Source organism: Streptomyces sp. NPDC048442, assembly GCF_040651475.1.
Classification (GTDB): domain Bacteria; phylum Actinomycetota; class Actinomycetes; order Streptomycetales; family Streptomycetaceae; genus Streptomyces.
In genome coordinates, this window is record NZ_JBEZKB010000016.1 from 91,740 (window position 1) to 107,190 (window position 15,451).

Consider the following 15,451-nt stretch of genomic DNA (forward strand, 5'->3'; position numbering starts at 1 on the left):
CGTGCTCTCTTCTCTCCACTGCCGGGACGTCGATGGGCCCCACCGGGGCCGCTCAAGTCGCCACCGGGGCCTGATAAGTTAACGATCAGTCAGACATTGGCTCTCACGAAAGGACATTGCCGTCTTTTCGGTCAGATGTAGCCCTGTCGCAAGGCGTACGCCACCGCGTGCGCACGGTTGCGCAGGTGCAGCCGAGTAGTGAGCCCGTGCATGACGTTCTTGACGGTGCGCTCGGAGTAGGACAACTTGCCGGCTATTTCCCCTGTGTCGAACCCGTCGGCGACCAGGCGCAGGACATCGGCCTCGCGGGGTGCGAGTCCCAGCACCGGGCCTGTCGTGCCGGTGGTCCCCCGGTGCAGTGTGCCCACCTGGCTGATAAGCCGGCCGAGCAGGTCGGCGGGCAGGTCGCCGTCGCCCCGCGCGGCGACGCGCAGCGCCTGGACGAGCCGGTGACCGGTGGCCTCGCGGCGCCAGACGACGGCGCTGACACCGCCCTCGATGACGTCCAGCAGGTCGCTCTCGCGGATCGTCCCCACCACGAGGACGGCGCGCGCACCCTCGCTCCGTACCACCCGGCGCAGCCGCGCGAAGGCATCGTCGTCGAGGCCGTCTTCGATCAGCAGTGCCACCGTGCCGGGTCCCGGCTCCTCCCGCAGTTCGATCCCCGGCTGTCGGCGCAGCTGGCTCACGGCGCCCTCACGGGTGAGGGGGTCGGGTGCCGTCACCGTTACGGATATCCGCTCCCGCATATCGAGTGCGGGCGTCCCGGACGTCTCAATCAACCGGTTTCCCCAGGTCAGCAGTTCACTCTCCGGCGCGGGCCGGTGAGCGTGTCGGTCGGCTCCATCCTCATGAGGCGGGTGGGGCGGGCGCAATTGTGGAGAACCACGAGGCGCACCACGAGAACGAATGAGACCGGTGGCCATCCCCTCACGCACTTCACCACGGAGCGGCCGCGGCAACCAGCGTCCCGACGGGCCGACTTGGCTGCCCCGACGGACCCGGGACGCTGCCCGGCGGCACCGGCCGTAGGCGTAATCGAGGTCGTGGTCGTGGTCGTGGTCGTGATCTTGGTTGTGGTCGTGGTCGTCGCACCCGAATACAGGAGAACGCCATGACCGGACCGCTGCGAGAGCGCGACGACGCGTTGGCGATGATCGCCGCCGAGACCGGGCGGGCCAGGACCGGCCGCGGCCGGCTCGTCCTGCTGCGCGGGGCCACCGGCACCGGACGGACGGCCCTGCTGGAGGCGGCGACGCACCTCGCGGCCGACGACGGCATGCGGGTGCTGCGGGCCCGCTGCTCCCCGGGCGTGCCCCGCGGGCAGCTCTCGACGGTCCGGCAGCTGCTGGCGGGCGCCCCTGGACGCGCCCGTACGGTCCCGGGCATGCCCACAGGCCCCGGACACCCGGTCCCTGGCGCGCCCACACCCGTACTCGCCGAAGCCGAGCTGCTCTGGGCGGAGCTGTGCGAGTACGCGGCGGCCGGTCCGGTGCTGCTGGCCGTGGACGACGTGCACTTCGCCGACGACGCCTCGCGCCTCTGGTTCGCCGAAGCGGCCCGCCGTATCGACGACTTGGCGGTCCTCCTCGTGGCCACCGAGCGCAGCCAGTACGACGTCGAGCAGCGGCCGGCCGGGCTCGCCCACGCCCTGCCGCCGGACCTGGTGCGCGCCCACACCCTCGCCCCGCTCGGCCCGGACGCGGCCGCCGACCTGGTGCGCGACGCCCGGCCGGACGCCACCGGGGAGTGGATCGATTCCGTCGTACGGGCGGGCGCGCGCAACCCGCTGCTGCTGCGGGCCCTGCTGGAGGACCTGGCGGGCGCGCCCCCGTACGCCGTGCCCGAGTCGTGCGCCGCGCTCTACCCGGGCACCTACCCGGCAGCCGTCGCCTGGTGGCTGGAGAGCGCAGGGCCCGACACCACCCGCCTGGCCAGGACGCTCGCCGCGCTGGAGGAGCAGGCCCCGGCCCGGGAGGGCGACACCCCGGGCCGGGGCGTGATTCCCGGCACGAGTCCCGCCCCGGGGCCCGACGTGAGTCCCGGCACGAGTCCCGCCCCGGGGCCCGACGTGAGTCCCGGCACGAGTCCCGCCCCGGGCCCCGACGTGAGTCCCGACGTGCTGGCCGGAGCCGCCAGGACCGGGACGCCCCGGGCGACCGGCTGGCTCGCCGCGATGACCGGTCTCGGCCTGCTGGTGAACGGCCCCGGAAACACGGCCCGTTACCCCCACCCCCTGCTGCGGGACGCCGTCCTCGCCGACTGGCCCGTGGCCCGGCGGCAGGAAGCACACCAGGCCGCGGCGGAGACGATGCTGCACCGGGGCGAGCGCGCCGAGCCGGTGGCCCGGCAGTTGCTGCACGCGGACGCCGTCGGAGCCCCGTGGGTGCCCACGGTTCTCGGCGACGCCGCGACGGCGGCCCTGGGCGAGTGCAGGGTGGACGACGCTGTCGGCTTCCTCCGCCGGGCCCTGCGGGAGCCGCTCCCCGACGGGAGCAGGCGGCGCGTGCTGACCGAACTGGGCTCCCTCGAGTACGCCTCCGCCGTCGCGGCCGACGGCGTACCGCACCTCGCGGAGGCGCTCGACCTGCCGCTCACCCCGCACGAACGCGCACACACGGCCATCGCGCTCGGCACCGCTCTCTTCGGACGCGGGGAGAGCGGGGCGGGGGCGGAGGTGCTGCACAGCGTCACGGGACAGTTGGCCGGCCATCCGGAACCGGCCCGTGCGGCCCGCGCGGCGTACATCCTCCTCTCCGACCAGAACCTGGCGATGCGCCGGGAGGCATACGAGTGGCTGGCCGACGCGGCGGAGCACAGCCCGGAATCGGTGGGCCCCGCCGGTCGCGCGCTGCTGCTGCGCCACGCGGTCACGGCGGGCGCCTGTTCGGCGCTCCAGGCCACCGGCCGGATCCGGGCGCTGCTCGCCGAACCTGCCGATCCGCTGTCCGAACCGGTTCTGCTCGGTACGGTCGCGGCGGTCGCCCAGTGGGCGGACGAACTGGACGAGGCGGACCGCCTCGTGGACCGCGGCCTGGTGGGACAGGGTCCCGCACTGCTGCACCCGACGCATCACGCGCTACACAACACCCGCATCGACATCGTGGCAGCCCGCGGCTCGTACGCCCGGGTGCTCGCCGTCTCCCGGACACGTCCGGCCGCGCTGCGCCGGCGGGGACCCGCCAACATCGACGCCCACGCCCTCGTCGCCCTCGTCGAGACCGGCCGGGCACAGGAGGCGGAGCGCTTCGCCGAAAGCTTCGACCTGCGCGGGGCCGCCGACTCCTGGGAGCTGAACCGATTCCTGTACGCGCGCGGGCTGTTCCGGGCCTCGCGGGGCGACCCCGCCGGTGCGCTGCACGACTTCCTGGAGTGCGGGCGGCGGCAGGCGACGCGCGCAGTGATCAGTCCCGTGGTCACTCCGTGGCGGACGGCGGCGGCGGAGTGCCGGCTCCGCCTGGGGGAGCGCCGGCACGCCGTCGCCCTGGCCGAGGAGGAGCTGCGGCTGGCCGGTGTGTGGCGCACCCCGCGCACGATGGGGCGGGCGCTGCGGGTCCTGGGCCTGGCGGTCGGCGGGGTGCGGGGACGGGAGCTGCTCGGCGAGGCGGTGGACGTACTGCGCGGCTCCCCTGCCGCAGCAGAACTGGTGGAGGCACTGCTCGCAAGGGGACGCGCACTGCTCGCCGACGGCGAGCCCACACAGGGCCGTGAACTCCTGCGGGAGGCCGCCGCGCGGGCCGGCCGGCTGGGTGCCGTACGCCTGCGGCACAGCGCGGAACAGGCCCTCGCTTCCACGGGATTCCACCCCGCCACACGCTCCGGCGCCCTCACCGCCGGCGAGGCCCGAGTCGCCCGGCTGGCCGCCGACGGCCGCACGAACAGGGAGATAGCCGAGCGGGTCCAGGTGGCACTGCGCACCGTCGAGACCCATCTGACGCACACGTACCGCAAGTTGGGGATACGACGCAGGACGGAGCTGGCAAAGGCGCTGGACGCGGTGGACGCACCGACGCGGGAGTGAGGGCGGACGAAGACCCGGCCGACCGCGGCTACACAGGCTTCCTGCTGACCTCGCTGACGTTCTCGACGAACAGCTGGAACAGCAGCTGGCTCGGGCCGGCGTCCTTCACCTTCGGGTCCTGCGCGATCGACAGGCTGAACGGGCCCCGCTTCTCCGACTTCACTCCGATGTAGCCGGGCAGCATTCCTTCGCCGCCTGCCGCCTGCTCGTAGTCCTCGTCGGTCGCCTTGTCGATCACCTTGCCCGCGTAGCTCGTCCCCAGAGCCATGTGGTCCGGATGGAACAGGAGCTCGTGGGCGCCGGGCTTCAGCGTGAACTTCAACATGACGCTGTACGCCGGGCCTTGCTGGCTGTGGTACGACTCGGCCTGCTCGCGGTCGCCCAGGTGCGAGCCGATGTTCATCACCTCTTGGGTGTTCTTGAAATCCTCGGACGACCCGCCCCCGGCGCTCACGTAGTCCTCGACGGCGGCACGCTTCGTCTCCGTGCCCCAGTACTCCAGGATGGTGTCCGCCTCTTCCTCCTGCATGGCCCTGTACAGCTCCAGCCGGCCGGACGCCTTCGCCCCCTCCTGGGCCAGCTGCTCCAGAAGTGCCGGACCGACGGCCTTGATGATTTCGTCCATCGAACGCTTCTTGCCCTTGGGCCTGGCCTTGGCTCCCTTGCCGCCCTTCGCCCCCTTGGGCTTGGCCTGCCGGTCCTTGCCCGTGAGGAGGTCGGCCGTCTCCTGGGCCTGCTCCCGGGTGGAGCTGCCGTCGGGATTCCGCAGCCCCGCCTTGCGTTCCCAGTGCTCGACGGACAGCAGGTTCTGCGGATTCTGCGGGTTGGCCCGGTCGTAGGCACGCTGTACGGAGGGCTCCGCGGAGGAAACGGAGGGCTCCGCGGAGATAACCGTGGGCTGCGCGAAGGGCTGCACCGACCGGGGGCCGGAGGCCAGGGCCCGGGTCGCGTTCGCCTCGGCCTCGCGCTCGAAGCGGTCGGACGGGTCGGAGACCTTCAGCCCGTCGCCGTTGTCGGTGCCGGCAACAGGTCCTGTGCGCTGCTGGATGACATGGGTGAGCTCGTGGGCAAGGGTGTGCCGGTCCGCGCCGCCGTCCCCGATGACGACGTGGCTGCCACTGGTGTACGCGCGGGCGCCGACCTCGGCGGCGGACGCCTTGGCCGCCGCGTCGTTGTGGATGCGGACGTCGGAGAAGTCGGCGCCCAGGCGCGCTTCCATGTCGCTGCGGAGGGCCTCGTCCAGGGGTCGTCCCGTCGTGCCCAGCACCTCATGAACGGCGGACCGCTGCACAGCGGGCCGCGGCGGCTGATCGTTCTCCAAGTGGCCACATCCTGCGCCGTGTTGGTGCTCCTCCTGGGCCCAGGAATGACCGGCCTGACGGAGCATCTGTACGACGGCGGCGTTGCCCGCTCCGACCTGCAGGGCTCGCAGCCCACCCGGGTGTCCGGGTGCGGCGGTCGCCGACCTGCGTACGGCGGTACGGTCACCGGGTCCGGTGTCGCCGGCCTTCTCGGCCTTCTCATGAGCGTGCAAGGTGCCTCTCCCGGCGCGAGATCGTCAACGTTTTCACTTCCTACCCGGTGGGACCCACGGGTGCCAGGTACGAACGGGCAGCACCCGCCGGCCGAGCGGGCAGGAATCGGCGCACCACCCCGAATCCGGCCGAGCGGACAGGAATCGGCGCACCACCCCGGATCCCCGGTAATCTGACGGCCCATCAGCAATGCGGGAGGGGTGACGGATGATCGACACCATCGCTACGGAGATCCCCGAGGGCCAGGAGCGGCTGCGCCTGGAGGTCGGGGAGGACGGTCTCGGCATCCTCACCCTCTGCAGGCCCGACAAGCTCAACGCCTGGAGCTGGGAGTCCACCCGCCAACTGGGCCTGCTGGCCGACCGGATCAGATTCGACGACCGCATCCGGGCGGTTCTGCTCCGGGCCGAGGGGCGGGCCTTCTGCGCGGGAATCGACGTCACCGCACCGGGCGGTGCGATCACCGGCCGCTCGGCGGCGCAACGCACCCGCAACTACCACGAAGGCATCCGGTGGGCGCACGAGCGGTTCGCCGCCTTCGCACGCCTCCCGCAGCCCGTGGTCGCCGCCGTACAGGGCTACTGCCTGGGCTTCGGCTTCGAGCTGGCGCTGATGGCCGACATCCGGATCGCCGCGGACGACGCCGTTCTCGCGCTGCCGGAGGCCCGGCTGGGCGTCGCCGTGGACGCGGGCGGGGACCTGCGCATCGCCCGCGACGCGGGGGCCGGCTGGGCCAAACTGCTCGCGCTGACCGGCCGCCGCATCGACGCGGCCACCGCCGAGCGACTGGGGCTCCTCCAAGAGGTCGTCGCCCCGGCCGAGTTGGCGGAGGCGGCCCGCGCCACCGCCGCCGAGATCGCGGCCAACGCGCCTCTGGCGGTGCAGTCCGTGAAACGCTCCATCGACGCCTACGCGGACGCGGCGATGGCCTCCGCACTGGACCGCACCGCCCTCGCCGCGGCGCTCACCCTCACTTCCGAGGATGCGCAGGAGGGGTACGCGGCGGGGGCTTACCGGCGTACCCCACGATTCGAAGGAATCTGACCCCGGTCGCCCCGCATGCCTTACGGGAGACCGTCGGGCCGGAACGGGCCGCGTCCCAGTTGCTCGCGCACCACGACCACCGGCGGGCTCACCACCCCGCGCCGCTGCCAGTTGGCCCCGTCGACGACGAGGGTGTGCCCGGTGATGTACCGGGCGTAGGGGGAGGCGAGGAAGGTCGCCGCCCAGCCCAGCTCACGCGGCAGCCCCACCCGCAGGGCGGGCTGCCGCGCAGCCGGCTCCGGGTACTGATGCGCGTCCGAGCCGCCGGCCGCCACCTGCGCAGCGGCGGCTCCCAGGCCCCCGCGAATGTCCGCCGTCATGTCCTCGTGAGGCATCAGACCCGGCACGAGCCCGTTGATCTGGATCCCGTACGGCCCCCACTCCACGGCCAGCGTCTCCACCAGGTTCTTCACCCCCGCCTTGGCCGCCGAGCTGTGTGCGAACCCCGGGCCGCCGGTCCACGCGTACGACGCACCGACGCAGACGATCGACCCCGGCGTACCGGCCGCCAGGTGCCGGCGCCCGAACTCCCGGGTCATGAACCACGTCCCGGTCAGGGTGATGTCGACGACCGCCCGCCAGGCGTTCGGCGACATGTCCTCGGCCGGTACGGGGAAGTTCGCCGCGGCGTTGTTCACCAGTACGTCCGGGGTGCCGCGCTCCGCGAAGACCTCGGCGATCCGCTCCGGGTCCCGGATGTCACACGTCGCCGTCCGTACCTCACCGCCCAGCGGCACCAACTCCGCCTGTGCGCCTACGAGATGTGCCTCCTCGCGGCTGACCAGCAGCAGGTCCGCGCCGAGCCGGGCGAATTCCGCCGCGATCGCCTTGCCGAGCCCCGTACCTCCGCCGGTGACGAGTACGGTGCGGCCGGCGTACGTCGCCGGGGGCAGTGCGCTCGCACCCGGCGAGGGAGGGGCGGGCAGCCCCTGCAGAGGGCCATACCCGGGATCCGGTGCCTCGGTCGCTTCTGTCATTGCGGCATCCGAGCCCATGGCGCGCAAGAAGGGAAGGGGCGGGAGACGCCGAAGCACGACAGAGAGGCCTCGGAGGACCTTCTTCCTGAATTCAACGCAAAGGACGAGTAACGAGCCGTCCGGAATTCATCAAAGGGGCGAGCAATATCAACGAAAACCCCTTGGGACCTTCGGCTCCCGCTTCGCTCTAGAGCAAAAATCGGTATGCACCATTCGATGCAGCATTGACCTGTGAAACACCGAGCGAGGAATTGGTTCCTCGCCGTGCAAGGAGGTCCTTCCATGTTGCGCAAGGCATTCACCGCCTCGGCGGTCACCGTTGTCACTGCTGCGGTACTCGCGGTTCCCGCGACCGCGTTCGCCGATGCCCCCTCGCCTTCCCCGGCCGACACCTCGTCGACGCAGCAGGCCGACGGCCGGCAGCAGACCGACAACCAGCAGCAGACCGACAAGGCTCAGGTCTCGGCCCAGCTGTCGTCGTCGGGCGACCCGGCCGGATTCCGGGCCGGGGAGAGCGTGACGATCACGGCCACGACCTCGGGGAAGGCGACCGGCGGAGTCACCGTGTCGTCCTCCGCGTTCGGCACGACCCACCTCGCCGCGACCGACGGCTCCGGCACCACCTGGGCCGGCACGGCGACCATCTCCAAGAACGCCGGAATCGGCACCCTGCCGGTGAAGATCGTGGCGGACTACGGCGACACCGGCGCCCAGACCACCGTCGGCATCCTGGTCAACACGGTCACCGCTCCCACCCCCGACCCCACGCCCACCCCTACGCCCGACCCGCAGCAGGCCTCCATGACCCTGTCGACGGACGGCGGGAAGCCCGGGGACCGGGTTCAGGTCACCATCGACAAGGGCGACCTCAAGGGCAGCGCCCATATCGAGTCCGGCGCGTTCGGCGGCAGCGTCAACCTCACCCCCGAGCCGGGAACTTCGAGCTGGCACGGCACGGCCACCATCTCGGCGAACACCAAGCCGGGCTACTACCGGGTGGACGGCTACGTCGGAACCCAGAAGATCGACTCCGCCAAGTTCGGCGTCGCCGACACCGTCACCTCCCACCAGCAAAAGCGCCAGCACCCGCACCCCCACCTCAATGTCCACCACCACGTGGCCCCCGTGAACACCGACGCACGCAAGATCCCGAAGGGCGCCGTCGAGGCGGGCGCATCCGGCACCACCTCCGCCTCCGCCGCATCCTCCTCCCACACCGGCCTCATAGCGGGGGCAGCGGGCCTGTCGGTCGCCGTACTGCTCGGCGGTTCGGTTCTGTGGCGCCGCCACAACCGGAGCTGAACCGACAACCCCGAGAAGCGATTGGCCCCGGCAACGATCTGGCTGTAGCTTCAAGTTGCGGCGTGAACGATCCAACCGTTTCGAACGCCTCCTCTCGACCGCTCCTCAGCCAGCGGCAGCAACAGCGGTTGTCAACGCAGCGACCCGCACACCCGCTCGCCAGCCCACCAGCGTCACGGCCGGTTCTCCTCGCACCGGCCTGCCGCGCCTCCATGCCGTGCGCCGGGCCTCTCCGCCCGGGTCGCGAGCCACCTTGCCCGGCCCCGCAGGGCGTTCCCGCGTTCCGGCGATTGCCCGTGCCTGCTCCACGTCACCACAGCAGATTCCGGCCTCCGCCGGCGCTGCCGCCCGGCTGCGACCGCAACGACTGGGCCGCGCCGCTTCGAAGGGATCATTGTGAAGTTGAGCGAGTTGCTGGCCGGACAGGAACACCACGTACTCCAGGGCGACCCGAGCGCGACTTTGATCACCGCGGGCGTCACCTTCGACGTCGACCGGGTCACGCCCGGTTCGCTCTTCGTCGCCGTGCCAGGACACCGGGAGGGCGGGCCCGCTTCCGTGGCCGCGGCACTGGCCCGCGGGGCCGCCGCCGTCTTCGTCGAAGAGACGGATCCGGCGCTTCCGGAAACGCTGTGGCCCGCGAGCAGGTGCACCGTGCGGGTGGCGGACGCCCGGCGGGCGGCCGCGGTGGTGGCCTCCCGGTACTACGGCGAACCGGGGCGGGGGATGGACATGGTGGCGATCACGGGCACCAACGGCAAGACCTCGGTCTCGTACATGGTCGAATCCGTCCTGCGGATCTCCGCGGCGGCGAAGGTGGGAGTCATCGGGACGGCCGGCAGCCGGATCGGCGACGAGCTGATCCCGATGCCGCCCTCGGTGCTCACCACCCCGGAGTCGCCCGACCTGCAGTACCTGCTGGGGCACATGCGTGACCGCGCGACCGGCAGCGTGGTCCTGGAGGCCACCTCGATGGCCCTGCTGACGCACCGGGTGGACCGTACGTTCGTCGACGTCGGGGTGTTCACCAATCTGACCCAGGACCATCTGGACGACCACGGCACGATGGCCAACTACCGCGACGCCAAGCTCCGGCTCTTCCAGGGCCTGTGCCGGCACGCGGTGGTCAACGCCGACGACCCGGTGGGTGCCGGGATCGGGGCGATGATGCCGGGTGCGGTGACCACGTACGCCCTCGACGTACCGGCGGACTACCGGGCGACCGACCTCTCGGTGAGCGCCTCGGGCACCCGGTTCACCCTCCACCACGAGGGGCGCGCGTACCCGGCGTCGATTCCGTTCCCGGGCCGGTACTCGGTGGCCAACGCTCTCGCCGCGCTGGCCTCCTGCCACGCCCTGGGGCACGATCTCACCGCCCTCATCGCCGCACTCGGCCAGATGCCGCCCATCCCCGGCCGCTTCGAACGCTTCGAGACGCCCGACGGCACCTCCGTAATCGTGGACTACGCCCACTCCCCCGACTCCCTGGACAAGGTCCTGACCACCATCCGCGGCTACGCACTCGGCCGGGTGATCACCGTCTTCGGCTGCGGCGGCGACCGGGACACCACGAAGCGGGCGGACATGGGGAGCATCGCCGGTACCCACTCCGACCTGTGCGTCCTGACCTCCGACAACCCTCGCAACGAGGACCCGGAGGCCATCCTGGACGAGATCATTCCGGGCCTCGCCGCGACGGGCACCCCCTTCGAGCGGCTGGCCGACCGGCGCGAGGCGATCGCCTTCGCCCTGTCGGCGGCGGGCCCCAAGGACACCGTGCTCATCGCGGGCAAGGGCAGCGAACCGCACCAGACCGTCCGCGAGGAACTGATTCCGTTCAGCGACATGGCCACTGTGCGCGAACTCGCCGTGCACCAGACGGCCGCCCGGTTCCCGGCGGTCCAGCCTTCCGCCGCCGTCCGTTCGTAGACAGGCACGTCGGCTCGTAGGCAGGCACGTCGGCTCGTAGGCAGGCACGTCGGCTCGTAGGCAGGCAGGGCGCCTGGGCGCCTCGGTCGCTTCGAGGCGATTCCACGCCCGGTTCCCGGCGGAACGGTCCGTTCGAGTGACCTCGCGCGCGCGCCGTTCCGGGTGCGCGGGGGCAAAGGTCACGATCGCAGGTGTTCTTGCCGGCCGCCCGCCAGCGCACCAGAAGCGAAGGAATCACCGTATGCGTGCCCCCACCTCGTTCCTGCCCGCCCGGCTCCTGCCCCGCAGCGTGCTCCTCGCGGCCCTGGGGCTCGGCGTGAGCGCCCTCGCCTCGGTCCTCTTCCTCACCTCCGGCCCGGCGGACGACCCCCGGCCGCTCCGCACCGAAGAGGCCGAGCAGCTGGCAGTCTCCCGGTTCAGCCTGTACGAGAAGAGCCCGCTGGAGGTGGTCGCGTGGGCTCCGATGGGCAGCGGCACCGTCGAGGTGCGCGCCGTGATCGACTACCGCGCGCACCGCGCCGTCGGCACCTACACGGCGGGCGGCTCGCGCGGACTGCTCGCCTGGGACGCCACCGGGCTGGCCGCCGCCAAGGCCACCGCCACGTCCGCGGCGGGCGCGGCCGCCGCCGCGGGCCGCCTCGAATCGCGTGCCTGGTCGCCCCGTCCGTACAGCGGCGACCCGCTGGACGTCGTGCTGCGCGTCGCCATGGGCCTGGGCACCGACCGCCCCGACAATCCGCAGCTCCTCGCCCAGCAGGGCGCCCAGTACCTGGGCCGGGACCAGTGGAACGACGCCGATTACAGCCTCTACTCGGGTCCTCGCCCGGCAGCCACCCGCAAGGGCCCGAACGCCGCGCCCCAGGAGGCCGGGCGGACCGCCCCCGCCGGGTCGCCAGGGGCGCGCTCGCCGTTCACCTACTGGGTCAACGACCGGAGCGGGCTGGGCCGGGTGGAGATCCGCGCGGCCGACGCCGCCGCTCCGTCCCGGATCGAATTCGGCCCGACGTCCAAGACCAAGGTGCCCGGCAACCCCTGGGGAGCGGCACCCGCCTCCGTCAAGGACGGCTCGGGCAAGGACGGCTCCGTCAAGGACGGCGCGGACAAGGGCGGTTCCGACAAGGACGGCGCGGGCAAGCAGGGGCGTTGAGCGTCAGCTCGGCAGCGGGAAGTCCTGGAGACGCACCCGGCCGGGCAGCCCGGCGGCCGGAACGGGCGGCCCTTCCGCCGTCCCCGGCAGCTGGGGCTGGGCCGGGGGCTGCGGTGCGCGCCGGAAGGAGACCCCCGGCGGAACGTCCACCCTGGCCGGCTGCCCCCTCCCGGCGAGCGCACGCCCGCCGCCGCCGCTGCCACTGCCACTGCCACAACTGGCTGCTCCCACCAGCCCGTTGGGGCTGACCGTCTGCTCCGCGTTGCCCACGAAGCAATTCCCGCCCGTACCAGTCGCGTTGAGGACGAGATCGACTCCGTTGCCGCGCACCCGGTTGCCGCGCACCGTGTTGTCGCGTACCGGATAGCCCTGGAGGTCCTGGAGCATGAGGCCCGCGGCCCGGTTGCCTGTCACCAGGTTGCGGTCGAAGGTGTTGCGCAGGCCGCCACCCACGCCGACCCCGATGCCGAAGCCGCCTTCGGCCTGTTCGGGGCCTGCGGCGTCGTTGTTGTCGGTGATCCGGTTGCCCACGACGACCGCGGCGTGCTGCGGGCCCAGCGCCTCAAGGTCGTTCGAATTGACCGTCATTCCCACCCGGTTGCGGTGCACGGTGTTTCCGAGGAAATAGAGGTTCTCCGACGCGTTGGTGACTTCCACGCCCACCGCGTTGTGCTCGGTGTTGTTGTGGCGCACGACGGTGGAGCAGGGCCGGCACTGGCCGACGTAGATTCCGGAATCCGCGTGGCCCGATGCGTAGGAGTGCTCGATGACGCCCTCTTGGGCGTCGAATGCGTAGATTCCGTACAGGGCGTTGTTGTGGGCAGTCACATAGGAGGCCCGGAATCCCTTCAGTGGCGGGAACTTGGCGGTGTCGAGCGGGCTGTAGCCCGCGCCGCCCGCCCCGCGGGCCTGGAGCTGGGTGTCCGTGACGCCGGTGAACAGGACTCCGTTGACCAGGTGGTTGCGGACCGTGAGGTTCTCCACCACGGACTGCGCGCCGGTCACCGTGATGCCGTTGCCGCGGCGGAATTCTCCATCGACGACCACCTTGTTCCGGTCGGTGCCCCGCAGGACGACCCGGTCGGTCTTCATCACCACGCTCTCGCGATATACACCCGAAGAGACCAGTACGAGGTCACCCGGGCGAGCGAAATCGACCGCCTCCTGAATTGACGGAGCGTTCTGCGGAACGCGAATGACGGAGTGGCCGTCGGGGCCCGGAGCGGGCCGGGCGGAAGGCGCTTCCCCGCATGCCACGGCCGCTGCCAGCAGGGCGAGGACTACGGAGATCTGCCGGACGGCGGTATGAATTCGGCGGCGCCGATGGGGTGTTGCGGAAATGTGCATAGGTGCAGGTGTACCGTCCTTCCGTCCTGCTTCTTCCCTCCCGAGCAGCGGAATTCCATGTCATCGATTTCGTCCGAACACGGCCCGGCCAGGCGTGTCCTGCTCATGGGATCCGCGGCCGCCCTCGCGACCGGATGTTCCACCGAGAAACAGCAGCACGCCCAGGTGGGAGGCAGACTCGCCGGCCCCGCCGGCCACCGGCGGCGGCAGCCCGGAATCAGCGAACCCCAGCAGCCGCACGTCAAGGTGCTGGCCTTCGACATGGCCCCCGGCCTGCGGGGCCCGGCAGGCGCTCGCCGGCTGCGGCAGGTCCTCGCCGCCTGGACGTCACGGAGCCGGAAGAGCGCGGCCGCGGCGGGGCCCGGCCGGGTGACGGTGACCGTCGGCATCGGCCCCCGGTTGCCCGGCCTCCTCGGTCTGCGGCCGCCCGCCCTCCTGCGGGAGCTCCCGTCCTTCCCCGGGGACCGGCTGCAGCCGGAGCGGGGCGGCGGCGACCTCCTGGTGCAGATCTGCGGAGACGGGCCCGCGGCGGTGGCCCGGACCGCGCAGGCGCTCACCCGCCTCGCCGACGGCACGCTGCGCGGCCGGTGGGCGCAGCGCGGGCACCTTCCGCCGCACGAGCCGGGAGAGACGCCGCGCAACCTCTTCGGGTTCAAGGACGGCACGATCAACCCCACCTCGGCGGAGGCCGAACGGTGGGTGTGGGTGGGCGGCGGTCCCGACGCGCACGGCACCTACCTCGTGGTGCGCCGCATCCACATGAACACCGCCGCGTTCGACGTGCTTCCGGCGCGCCGTCAGGAGGCCGTCATCGGCCGTACCCGGGCGGAGGGAGCCCCTCTGGGCCACCGGGAGGAGCACCGGGAGGTCGACCTCTTCGAGAAGACTCCGGAGGGCCGCTACATCCTGCCGGTCGACGCCCATGTGCGCCAGGCCCACTCGCGGCTCGACCAGGGTGCGCGGATGCTGCGCCGCGGTTACACGTACGACAACGGGCCGCAGGACAGGGGCCTGCTCTTCCTCGCCTGCATGAATGATCCGCATCTCTTCGTACGGGTGCAGGAGCGGCTCGCGGTGAAGGACGCGCTGTCCCGCTTCATCGAGCACCGGGCCTCCGCACTGGCCTACGTCCTGCCGGGACCCGGGGCGACGGGAAATCTCGGCGACACCCTGTTCTGACCGCGGGCCCGGTGTCCCTCACGCTGGTGGCCCCTCCCGGATGGCAGGCCCCGTCCGGACCGGGTAGCTCTGTAACACCTGCACAGGCGGCCGCCGGCCGCCCCCAGCCTCGGGAGAATATTCCATGCCTGGTTGGCCGCCGCTGCGTTGGACCTCGGGCACAGCCCTGGTCCTGGCCTGTTCCCTGCTCACCCTCGCGCCCCCTGCCTCCGCTCGGGCCGCGTCCGCCCCCGCCTGCAAGGCGGAAACCGGTGCGTACCAATGGCAGTTGGAGAAGAAGCTCAACCTCCCCCAGGACGGCCGGATGTCCTCGGCCGACTGCCTCGCGATCAAGAAACTCCAGACCCGGCTGAAGATCACGCCGGCCAACGGGGCCGCCGACATCAAGACCTACCGGCTGCTGCTGGTCCACGAGGTGCGGAAGAACCCCAACGCGAACAAGCGGTGCCCGGAGCCCCATTACCGGCTGACGTGCGTCGACCTGTCCCGGCAGATTCTGTGGGTGCAGATGGGCAAGAAGGTCATGTTCTCGCCCGTCCCCATCCGCAGCGGCCGCAAGGGGCTGGAGACCCGTACCGGCTGGCAGCGGATCTACCAGAAGAGGAAGACCTTCTTCTCGACGATCTACGACAACGCGCCGATGCCGTACTCGCAGTTCTTCAACGGGGGCCAAGCCCTGCACGGCACGTACCACGACCTGTTCTCGTCGGGGTCCGGCGGCTGCATCAACATGTACCTCAAGGACGCCGAACGGCTGTACAAGTACCTCAAGGTGGGCGCCAGGCTGTACATCTACGGCCGTAAACCCACCCGTGCCCTGCAGACGCCCGAGGCCCACGACGACCAGCTGATCGCCGAGGGGTTCGGCTCGACGGGTATCCCCGGCGACTGAAGCCGGGCGGGTGTCGGCCCGCGGGCCGGGCGTGGGTGTCGGCCCGCGGGCCGGGCGGGTGATCTTCGGGGGCCACCA

General features: G+C 71.8%; 11 protein-coding genes. 7 read left to right on the top strand and 4 right to left on the bottom strand.

What is annotated here, in order from left to right; genetic code table 11:
* Positions 1 to 131: 131 nt before the first annotated feature.
* A complete protein-coding gene (locus AB0D18_RS23615; protein ID WP_362422040.1) occupies positions 132 to 749 on the bottom strand; it encodes a response regulator transcription factor in 618 nt (205 codons plus the stop codon).
* A gap of 365 nt (positions 750 to 1,114) precedes the next feature.
* Between AB0D18_RS23615 and AB0D18_RS23620 the strand changes: the two genes are divergently transcribed.
* A complete protein-coding gene (locus AB0D18_RS23620) occupies positions 1,115 to 4,021 on the top strand; it encodes an AAA family ATPase (RefSeq protein ID WP_362421844.1) in 2,907 nt (968 codons plus the stop codon).
* Between the two features lie 28 nt (positions 4,022 to 4,049).
* On the opposite strand, the gene AB0D18_RS23625 is transcribed toward AB0D18_RS23620, so the two are convergent.
* Complete coding sequence (locus AB0D18_RS23625) at positions 4,050 to 5,408, bottom strand: DUF4157 domain-containing protein (protein WP_362422042.1); 1,359 nt, start codon at positions 5,406 to 5,408, stop codon at positions 4,050 to 4,052.
* Between the two features lie 355 nt (positions 5,409 to 5,763).
* Here AB0D18_RS23625 and AB0D18_RS23630 point away from each other — a divergent pair, with 355 nt between their 5' ends.
* Positions 5,764 to 6,600: an enoyl-CoA hydratase/isomerase family protein gene (locus tag AB0D18_RS23630; protein ID WP_362421847.1), complete on the top strand. Its 837-nt coding sequence runs from the start codon at positions 5,764 to 5,766 to the stop codon at positions 6,598 to 6,600.
* Positions 6,601 to 6,620: 20 nt separating this feature from the next.
* Here AB0D18_RS23630 and AB0D18_RS23635 read toward each other — a convergent pair whose 3' ends face one another.
* Entirely contained in the window at positions 6,621 to 7,577 is a 957-nt protein-coding gene (locus AB0D18_RS23635; protein ID WP_362421850.1) for an SDR family oxidoreductase, read from the bottom strand.
* A 282-nt stretch (positions 7,578 to 7,859) separates the two neighbouring features.
* Here AB0D18_RS23635 and AB0D18_RS23640 point away from each other — a divergent pair, with 282 nt between their 5' ends.
* The 3 genes from AB0D18_RS23640 to AB0D18_RS23650 all read left to right on the top strand — a co-directional run bounded on the left by AB0D18_RS23640 (position 7,860) and on the right by AB0D18_RS23650 (position 11,955).
* Positions 7,860 to 8,879 (top strand): hypothetical protein, encoded by a 1,020-nt coding sequence (locus AB0D18_RS23640; protein WP_362421853.1) that lies wholly within the window; start codon positions 7,860 to 7,862, stop codon positions 8,877 to 8,879.
* 396 nt (positions 8,880 to 9,275) lie between these two features.
* A complete protein-coding gene (locus tag AB0D18_RS23645) occupies positions 9,276 to 10,808 on the top strand; it encodes a UDP-N-acetylmuramoyl-L-alanyl-D-glutamate--2,6-diaminopimelate ligase (RefSeq protein WP_362421856.1) in 1,533 nt (510 codons plus the stop codon).
* A gap of 241 nt (positions 10,809 to 11,049) precedes the next feature.
* Positions 11,050 to 11,955 carry a hypothetical protein gene (locus AB0D18_RS23650; RefSeq protein ID WP_362421859.1) on the top strand — a complete coding sequence of 302 codons (906 nt, stop codon included), beginning with the start codon at positions 11,050 to 11,052 and terminating at the stop codon, positions 11,953 to 11,955.
* A gap of 3 nt (positions 11,956 to 11,958) precedes the next feature.
* Here AB0D18_RS23650 and AB0D18_RS23655 read toward each other — a convergent pair whose 3' ends face one another.
* A complete protein-coding gene (locus AB0D18_RS23655; RefSeq protein ID WP_362422044.1) occupies positions 11,959 to 13,047 on the bottom strand; it encodes a right-handed parallel beta-helix repeat-containing protein in 1,089 nt (362 codons plus the stop codon).
* Positions 13,048 to 13,359: 312 nt separating this feature from the next.
* Here AB0D18_RS23655 and AB0D18_RS23660 point away from each other — a divergent pair, with 312 nt between their 5' ends.
* Together AB0D18_RS23660 and AB0D18_RS23665 are read left to right on the top strand one after the other, a co-directional pair.
* Positions 13,360 to 14,481 (top strand): Dyp-type peroxidase, encoded by a 1,122-nt coding sequence (locus tag AB0D18_RS23660; protein ID WP_362421862.1) that lies wholly within the window; start codon positions 13,360 to 13,362, stop codon positions 14,479 to 14,481.
* Between the two features lie 124 nt (positions 14,482 to 14,605).
* On the top strand, positions 14,606 to 15,373 hold the full coding sequence (locus tag AB0D18_RS23665) for a L,D-transpeptidase (RefSeq protein ID WP_362421865.1): 768 nt from the start codon (positions 14,606 to 14,608) through the stop codon (positions 15,371 to 15,373).
* Positions 15,374 to 15,451 lie beyond the last annotated feature (78 nt).

Excerpts from the sequence above, each read along its gene's own strand:
- AB0D18_RS23615 (WP_362422040.1), bottom strand. The coding sequence starts at position 749 with ATGCGGGAGCGGATATCCGTAACGGTGACGGCACCCGACCCCCTCACC.
- AB0D18_RS23620 (WP_362421844.1), top strand. The coding sequence starts at position 1,115 with ATGACCGGACCGCTGCGAGAGCGCGACGACGCGTTGGCGATGATCGCC.
- AB0D18_RS23625 (WP_362422042.1), bottom strand. The coding sequence starts at position 5,408 with ATGCTCCGTCAGGCCGGTCATTCCTGGGCCCAGGAGGAGCACCAACAC.
- AB0D18_RS23630 (WP_362421847.1), top strand. The coding sequence starts at position 5,764 with ATGATCGACACCATCGCTACGGAGATCCCCGAGGGCCAGGAGCGGCTG.
- AB0D18_RS23635 (WP_362421850.1), bottom strand. The coding sequence starts at position 7,577 with ATGACAGAAGCGACCGAGGCACCGGATCCCGGGTATGGCCCTCTGCAG.
- AB0D18_RS23640 (WP_362421853.1), top strand. The coding sequence starts at position 7,860 with ATGTTGCGCAAGGCATTCACCGCCTCGGCGGTCACCGTTGTCACTGCT.
- AB0D18_RS23650 (WP_362421859.1), top strand. The coding sequence starts at position 11,050 with ATGCGTGCCCCCACCTCGTTCCTGCCCGCCCGGCTCCTGCCCCGCAGC.
- AB0D18_RS23655 (WP_362422044.1), bottom strand. The coding sequence starts at position 13,047 with ATGAAGACCGACCGGGTCGTCCTGCGGGGCACCGACCGGAACAAGGTG.
- AB0D18_RS23660 (WP_362421862.1), top strand. The coding sequence starts at position 13,360 with ATGTCATCGATTTCGTCCGAACACGGCCCGGCCAGGCGTGTCCTGCTC.
- AB0D18_RS23665 (WP_362421865.1), top strand. The coding sequence starts at position 14,606 with ATGCCTGGTTGGCCGCCGCTGCGTTGGACCTCGGGCACAGCCCTGGTC.